The organism is Pseudomonas guariconensis, assembly GCF_015680235.1.
In the GTDB taxonomy this organism is placed as follows: domain Bacteria; phylum Pseudomonadota; class Gammaproteobacteria; order Pseudomonadales; family Pseudomonadaceae; genus Aquipseudomonas; species Aquipseudomonas guariconensis_A.
This window is the reverse complement of sequence record NZ_JADLJL010000012.1, coordinates 115,338-121,798: the sequence shown is the minus strand read 5'-3', so window position 1 is coordinate 121,798 and position 6,461 is coordinate 115,338. Positions and strand designations below refer to the sequence as shown.

The 6,461-nt window shown below is 62.7% G+C and carries 6 protein-coding genes and 6 tRNA genes; all 12 read right to left on the bottom strand.

Annotated elements, in window-relative coordinates; translation table 11 throughout:
• Positions 1-122: 122 nt before the first annotated feature.
• Positions 123-566 (bottom strand): Hsp20 family protein, encoded by a 444-nt coding sequence (locus IRZ56_RS11390; protein ID WP_196145022.1) that lies wholly within the window; start codon positions 564-566, stop codon positions 123-125.
• A 214-nt stretch (positions 567-780) separates the two neighbouring features.
• Positions 781-1,752 carry a tRNA dihydrouridine synthase gene (locus IRZ56_RS11385; protein WP_196145021.1) on the bottom strand — a complete coding sequence of 324 codons (972 nt, stop codon included), beginning with the start codon at positions 1,750-1,752 and terminating at the stop codon, positions 781-783.
• A gap of 51 nt (positions 1,753-1,803) precedes the next feature.
• Entirely contained in the window at positions 1,804-2,238 is a 435-nt protein-coding gene (locus IRZ56_RS11380; protein WP_084855045.1) for an acyl-CoA thioesterase, read from the bottom strand.
• A gap of 43 nt (positions 2,239-2,281) precedes the next feature.
• Entirely contained in the window at positions 2,282-3,115 is an 834-nt protein-coding gene (locus IRZ56_RS11375) for an alpha/beta fold hydrolase (RefSeq protein ID WP_196145020.1), read from the bottom strand.
• Between the two features lie 24 nt (positions 3,116-3,139).
• Positions 3,140-3,679 carry a TetR/AcrR family transcriptional regulator gene (locus IRZ56_RS11370; RefSeq protein WP_196145019.1) on the bottom strand — a complete coding sequence of 180 codons (540 nt, stop codon included), beginning with the start codon at positions 3,677-3,679 and terminating at the stop codon, positions 3,140-3,142.
• A gap of 167 nt (positions 3,680-3,846) precedes the next feature.
• Positions 3,847-3,922, bottom strand: a tRNA-Glu gene (locus IRZ56_RS11365).
• Between the two features lie 43 nt (positions 3,923-3,965).
• Positions 3,966-4,041: transfer RNA gene (locus IRZ56_RS11360), tRNA-Ala, on the bottom strand.
• A gap of 68 nt (positions 4,042-4,109) precedes the next feature.
• Positions 4,110-4,185: transfer RNA gene (locus tag IRZ56_RS11355), tRNA-Glu, on the bottom strand.
• Between the two features lie 42 nt (positions 4,186-4,227).
• Positions 4,228-4,303: transfer RNA gene (locus tag IRZ56_RS11350), tRNA-Ala, on the bottom strand.
• Positions 4,304-4,356: 53 nt separating this feature from the next.
• Positions 4,357-4,432, bottom strand: a tRNA-Glu gene (locus IRZ56_RS11345).
• 78 nt (positions 4,433-4,510) lie between these two features.
• Positions 4,511-4,586, bottom strand: a tRNA-Ala gene (locus tag IRZ56_RS11340).
• A 331-nt stretch (positions 4,587-4,917) separates the two neighbouring features.
• Entirely contained in the window at positions 4,918-6,399 is a 1,482-nt protein-coding gene (gltX, locus tag IRZ56_RS11335) for a glutamate--tRNA ligase (RefSeq protein WP_084855042.1), read from the bottom strand.
• Positions 6,400-6,461: the final 62 nt, after the last annotated feature.

Genomic DNA, 6,461 nt, shown 5'->3' with positions numbered 1-6,461 from the left:
ATGTAAGCCATAACGAAAAATGCTCCGTATCTTTCGATACGGAGCATTCTCTTAAAGGGCCGGGCAGATTGCTAGGTTTTCACACAGTCTGCGAAGGTGCCCTTTTCTTCACTGAGCCGAACTCAGTTCAGCGCAGGCTGTTCGCCATTGATCGGGATGCGCTTGGGCTTGGCTTCTTCCGGCACGATGCGCAGCAGGTCGATGCTGAGCAGGCCGTTGGCCAGGCCTGCGGCCTTCACCTCGATGTGGTCGGCCAGGCGGAAGGACAGCTTGAAGGCGCGCTGGGCAATGCCCTGATGCAGGTAGGTAACGCCTTCGGCGCTGTTGTCGCGCTTGCCGCCGGTGACGGTCAGGACGCCTTTTTCGACCTGAAGATCGAGGTCCTGCTCCTGGAAACCGGCTGCGGCAACCACGATGCGATAGTGGTCATCGCCGTGCTTTTCCACATTGTAGGGAGGGTAGCTGCTACCCGCCTCGTTACGTGCCGCGGATTCGAACAGGTCGTTGAAACGGTCGAAGCCAACGGAATTGCGGAACAGTGGTGCGAGAGAGAAAGCGGTAGTCATGGTCATGAACTCCTGAGATTCAGCAAGTTAAGTCACTACGCGACCCGACTTCGGCATCGCGTACTCAAGAGATAGGGGCCGGCAAGGCGGTTTCAAGAGGGATGAACAAAAAATTTTTCGTCCAATCGCCGGCAAGCCGGCTCCTACCTGTGCTGCGCTGTTTTCAGAAGCTCCGCCAGACCTGTAGGAGCCGGCTTGCCGGCGATCGGGCCAGTCAGGCAACACATTCGTCGAATGCCTGCACCCCAACCCCGAGCAACCCGCTGATCCGCAGGCAATCATCCTCGCGCCGCAACTGGGCGAACAAAGTCACCGCCTCGGGATAGCTGCGGGTCAACATGGCCAGCCACTGCTTCAACCGCCCCGGCGCATAGCGCGGCGACAGCTTGGCCTGGGCCTGGCGCCAGAATTCGCGCAGCAGTGGCAGCAGGTCGTCCCAGCTCATGGGCTGGTAGTCGCGGCCATCGCGTGCCGCGGCGATCTGCAGGCCAAGGTCCGGCCGCGAGACCAGGCCACGCCCGAGCATGATGTCCTCGGCCCCGCTGACTTCACGGCAACGCCGCCAATCGTCCACGGTCCAGATCTCACCGTTGGCGAACACCGGCACCTTCACCACATCCTGCACCCGCGCCACCCACTCCCAGTGGGCCGGCGGCTTGTAGCCCTCGACCTTGGTCCGGGCATGCACCACCAGATGCTCGGCGCCGCCTTCGGCCAAGGCGGTTGCACATTCCAGGGCACCGTCCGGGCTGTCGAAGCCCAGGCGCATCTTCGCCGTCACCGGAATGTGCGCCGGTACCGCCCGGCGCACTTCGCGAACGATGGCGTGCAACAGTTCCGGCTCCTTGAGCAGCACCGCACCGCCACGGGACTTGTTCACCGTCTTGGCCGGGCAACCGAAGTTCAGGTCGATCACCGGCGCACCCAGCTCACAGGCCAGCACGGCGTTATCAGCCAGGCATGCCGGGTCCGAGCCGAGCAACTGCACACGCATCGGCACCCCGGCCGCGGTCCGCGCGCCCTGACGCAGCTCCGGCGCCAGCTTGTCGAACGACGATGGTGGCAGCAGGCGGTCGCAGACACGGATGAACTCGGTGACGCACCAGTCGATGCCACCGACCCGGGTCAGGACGTCGCGCAGGATGTTGTCGACCAGCCCCTCCATGGGGGCCAGGGCAATTTGCATGTCAGGGTCTCGACGCAAAAAGGCGGCAGTCTAACAAAAAAGACAGTGCGTTCAGGCACCGATCAGCGCCGGGCCATAACCGTCGAGAAACTCGGCCGGCATACGCTTGGGCTTGCCGCTGGACAGCTCGATGCAAGCGAAGGTGGTCTGAGCGCGCAGCACGGTGACGCCATCGCGGGGGCGTTTGAGCTGGAAGCGGCGGGTCATGCGCAGGCGCTGGTCCCAGTCGATGATCCAGGTGGCCAGTTGCAGTTCGTCGTCCTCGTAGGCGGCGGCGAGGTAGTCGATTTCGTGACGCACCACGGCCATGGCGCGATCCAGGCGCCGGTACTCGGCCAGGTCCAGCCCCAGGCGCTGGGAATGGCGCCACGCGCAGCGTTCCAGCCAGGTGACGTAGACGGCGTTATTGGCGTGGCCGAGGCCGTCGATGTCCTCGGCGCCGACACGAAGGTCGATGATGAATGGCGATGCCAGGTCCCAGCTCATGCCCGCTCCCGTTGGTCAGTGAACGGGCAGAGTGTACCGGATCTCAGGCGCTTTGCCGTACCCCGGTCGCGGTGCGGGCCAGCAGTTCGAGCACCGCCTCGTTCAGCCGCGGGTCGGCCAGCACGCGCTGGTGCCCACCTTCGTCCAGCACCATCAGGCGGCTGTCGAACCAGGCCTTGTGGATCAGCTGCGCCTCGCTGGCCGGCACCAGAGTGTCATCGCGGGCATGCACCACCAGACCGGGTAGGTCCAGCTGATAGCCGCTCACGTCCAGGCGCGAGATCTGCACGCCGACGTCCTGCTCGATCTGGCGAATGAACGCCGCCCTGGCCCGCGCCGGCAACCCCAGACGATGGGCAAAACCGCGCAGCACCCCCAACAGCTGTGCCGGCGCGGCAATGCTCACCGCCGCCTCGGTACGCAACCCCCATTGCAAGGCCAGCAGCAGGCTGGCGCCGCCCATGGAATGACCGATCACGGCTCGCAGCGGTGGCAACTCGCCAGCCGCCTCCAGCAAGGCACGGGCGAACAGCACTACGTGCGCCTGCTGCCCGGGAGAACGGCCATGGGCCGGGCCTTCCAGGGCGACCACCGTATGCCCGGCGGCCACCAAGGTGTCGATCAGCGCGGCGAATTGCGTTGGGCGCCCTTCCCAACCGTGCATCATCAACACCGTCGGACCCTTGCCCCAACGCAGGGCCGACAGGCCGAAACGCAAGGTGATGCGCTCAGCCCTGGCCAGCAGCGGCAGTTCCCACTGCCGTGGTGGCAAGTTGCGCGGGGTCATGAAGGCTCGGCGCATCCTGCCGGCGACATGCTCGGGGGCCAGGTGGCCAAGGGTACCGTTGACACCGCGAATCCAACTCAGGGTAGTCATGGCTTGCTCCAGGGGTCAGGTGTTTCAGATCACCGCCGACTTGGCGGCACGCAAGATCCGGTCGGACAATTCGCTACCGCCCAGCGCCCGGGCCAGAGCCAGGCCGCCAACCATCAAGGCGAGGTCGGCGAGGGCCTTGTCGATGTCTTCGGGCCGATCGACCATCTGTGCGGTGATCAGCTCAATGTGCTCGGCCAGCACGTCGCGAAAGGCGTCCGGCAGGCGCTGCATCTCGCTCAAGGCATTGGGCAGTGGGCAGGCATGCTCCTGGGCATCACGGTGCTTGCGCGAGAGGTAGAACGCCGCCACCAGGGCTCGCCGCCCTTCGGCATCGAGGCTGGGGTCCACCTGGGCGAGCAAGGCGCGTCGTTCGCCCAGCAACTGGCGAAACGCCTCCAGCATGAGTTCATCCTTGCTGTCGAAATGGGCATAGAACCCACCTACCGTCAGCCCGGCGGCGCTCATTACCTGGCTCACGCTCGGTTCGGCGGGGCCGTGCTGGATAAGGGCACTGCAGGCCGCATCCAGGATGCGTTCGCGGGTCTTGCTCTTCTTGTCGCTCATGGCCGGGCCTCGAAACATTATGAGCGTAATATTATGCTCGTAATATTTATTGGCAAGCGAAATCTGCCGCCGACGCTGCAATCACTTGATTTTTTGGAGGAAGAAAAACAAAAGGCCCATTCAATATGCGAATGAGCCTTTGAAGTCCCGCAAAACGCGGGTAAAAATGGCGTCCCCTAGGGGACTCGAACCCCTGTTACCGCCGTGAAAGGGCGGTGTCCTAGGCCACTAGACGAAGGGGACGTTAACCTTCGTGCAGGCCTGCTTACGCAGACCCTGGCAGAATTGGTGGAGCTAAGCGGGATCGAACCGCTGACCTCCTGCATGCCATGCAGGCGCTCTCCCAGCTGAGCTATAGCCCCAAGTGAAAACAAAAGGCCCATCCAATGTGCGAATGAGCCTTTCAACTCCCGCAAAACGCGGGTAAAAGTGGCGTCCCCTAGGGGACTCGAACCCCTGTTACCGCCGTGAAAGGGCGGTGTCCTAGGCCACTAGACGAAGGGGACAACAACCTTCGTACCGACCCGCTTACGCGGACCTGGCAAAATTGGTGGAGCTAAGCGGGATCGAACCGCTGACCTCCTGCATGCCATGCAGGCGCTCTCCCAGCTGAGCTATAGCCCCGGATTTCTAGCCTCTCGGCCCAGCGACATCGTGCAACATCGCTTGTGCAAAACTGGCGTCCCCTAGGGGACTCGAACCCCTGTTACCGCCGTGAAAGGGCGGTGTCCTAGGCCACTAGACGAAGGGGACGAACCTTCTACCTTCAAGACCGATTTGCTGGAACCGATCTTTCTTCCCGACCAGCCTAGCTGATCGTGAAGCGGAATTTGGTGGAGCTAAGCGGGATCGAACCGCTGACCTCCTGCATGCCATGCAGGCGCTCTCCCAGCTGAGCTATAGCCCCACAATGTCGCGCTGAACTGGAATCGCTGGCTGGGTGCCTGGCGTTTCGTTTTAGCTCATCGCTGTGGACGGGGCGCATATTAAGATCCGATTGCAGGGCTGTCAAACATATTTTTGAAAATATCCAAAAAATTTTTCACAGATAACAATCACTTATCGCCCTGCCCCGTTTTCGAGACCACTGGGTCCTGCAAGCGCGAATTGTAGGAGCGGCCTTGCGCCGCGAAAGGGCCGCACAGCGGCCCCATGGGTTTGGCACCGAGATGCAAAACGCGAGGCCGCGTGCGCTCCTTTCGCGGCGCAAGGCCGCTCCTACGAAAGCGCGGAAGGCTTCAGGCGATAGTCGCCAGCAGCTTCTCCCACTCCTTGTTTTCCTTCTTCGACACACCACCGAGCAGGTCCAGGGCCTGGCGCAGGCGGTAGCGGGTCAGGTCAGGGCCGAGGATTTCCATGGCATCGAGCACCGAGACCGAACTGGCCTGGCCGGTGATCGCGGCGAACATCAGCGGCATGGCGTCACGCAGTTTCAGTTCCAGGGCTTCGACCACGGCTTGGATGCAACCGGTGATGCGGTCCTTTTCCCACTGGCGCAGGCTCTCGAGCTTCCACAGGATCAACTGCATCACCTGACGCACCTGGTCGGCGGACAGCTTCTTGCTTTCGAACAGCTTGGCGTCGAGCTTCAGGCCGCCTTCGAAGAAGAAGCCGCCCAACGGGGCGATCTGGCTGAAGGTTTCGACCCGGCCCTGTACATGGGGCGCGATCTTCATCATGTAGTCGCTGTTGAAGGCCCACTTCTGCACACGCGCGGCGAATTCTTCCACCGGCAAGTCGCGCAGCCACTGGCCGTTGAGCCAGGACAGCTTCTCGATGTCGAAGATCGGGCCACCCAGGGAAATACGCGACAGGTCGAAGTGTTCGACCATCTCGGCCAGGGAGAACTTCTCTCGCTCGTCGGGCATCGACCAGCCCATGCGGCCCAGGTAGTTGAGCATCGCCTCGGGCATGAAGCCCATGCGCTCGTAGAAGGTCACCGAGGTCGGGTTCTTGCGCTTGGACAGCTTGCTCTTGTCGGGGTTACGCAGCAGCGGCATGTAGCACAGCTTGGGTTGTTCCCAGCCGAAATACTCATACAGCTTGATCAGTTTCGGTGCCGACGGCAGCCATTCCTCGCCGCGCAGGACGTGGGTGATGCCCATCAGGTGGTCATCGACCACGTTGGCCAGGAAGTACGTCGGCAGGCCGTCGTTCTTCATCAGCACCTGCATGTCCATGCGGTCCCATGGGATCTCGACGTCGCCACGGAGCATGTCCGGCACCACGCACACACCCTCGCTCGGCACTTTCATGCGGATCACATGGGGCTCACCGGCGTCCAGGCGGCGCTGCACTTCTTCGGCGCTCAGCAACAGCGCGCGACCGTCGTAGCGTGGGGTTTCGCCGCGGGCCATCTGCTCGGCGCGCATCTGCTCCAGCTCTTCGGCGGTGCAGAAGCAATAGAAGGCGTGGCCGGCGTCTACCAATTGCTTGGCGTACTTGGCGTAGATCTCGCCACGCTCGCTCTGCCGATACGGGCCATGGGGGCCACCGACGTCCGGGCCCTCGTTCCACTCGATGCCGAGCCAACGCAGGGCGTCGAAGATCTGCTGCTCCGACTCGCGGGTCGAACGCAACTGGTCGGTGTCTTCGATACGCAGGATGAACTCACCGCCGTGCTGCTTGGCGAAGCAGTAGTTGAACAGGGCGATGTAGGCGGTGCCAACATGGGGATCGCCGGTAGGCGATGGCGCGATGCGCGTGCGAACGGTGGTCATGGAGAGTCTCGGACGAAAGATGAAACAAAGGCCGAATGGTAGCAGGGAGCGGGCGTCGGGCT

Coding starts and splice junctions, on each gene's coding strand:
- IRZ56_RS11390 (WP_196145022.1), bottom strand. CDS start 566: ATGACTACCGCTTTCTCTCTCGCACCACTGTTCCGCAATTCCGTTGGC.
- IRZ56_RS11385 (WP_196145021.1), bottom strand. CDS start 1,752: ATGCAAATTGCCCTGGCCCCCATGGAGGGGCTGGTCGACAACATCCTG.
- IRZ56_RS11380 (WP_084855045.1), bottom strand. CDS start 2,238: ATGAGCTGGGACCTGGCATCGCCATTCATCATCGACCTTCGTGTCGGC.
- IRZ56_RS11375 (WP_196145020.1), bottom strand. CDS start 3,115: ATGACTACCCTGAGTTGGATTCGCGGTGTCAACGGTACCCTTGGCCAC.
- IRZ56_RS11370 (WP_196145019.1), bottom strand. CDS start 3,679: ATGAGCGACAAGAAGAGCAAGACCCGCGAACGCATCCTGGATGCGGCC.
- gltX (WP_084855042.1), bottom strand. CDS start 6,399: ATGACCACCGTTCGCACGCGCATCGCGCCATCGCCTACCGGCGATCCC.